This window comes from Psychrobacter sp. CAL346-MNA-CIBAN-0220, assembly GCF_040309805.1.
Classification (GTDB): Bacteria; Pseudomonadota; Gammaproteobacteria; order Pseudomonadales; family Moraxellaceae; genus Psychrobacter.
Genome location: NZ_JBEOPF010000346.1, coordinates 1 through 267, shown reverse-complemented (window position 1 = coordinate 267; position 267 = coordinate 1). Strand labels below are relative to the sequence as shown.

The window sequence follows — 267 nt, the reverse complement described above, 5'->3', positions numbered from 1 at the left end:
GATATATAGGGTATTTCAATATCGACTTGGCCCAATGAGGATGTTTCCATATTTGGCTTACCATATATAATGGTATCAGTGAGTTCATCGTATCGAACCGTTCCCCCATTTTCGAGCCATTTTTTAAACTCAGGAGCGTTTGGTCCTGCATTTGTTCTTAATAAGCCATTTATATCCCTAAACTGCCCTTTAGTATTTAGCTCAATTGGTTTTGCATTTACAAAGCTGAGAGCATACTTTCGACCTGGTTGTAATGCCGCATCGGGC

At 40.1% G+C, this 267-nt stretch carries 1 protein-coding gene; it reads right to left on the bottom strand.

Annotated features, from left to right (window positions below; all coding sequences use genetic code 11):
* Positions 1-267: hypothetical protein (locus tag AAEY88_RS13920; protein WP_350563332.1), on the bottom strand; the 267-nt coding region annotated here is incomplete at both ends.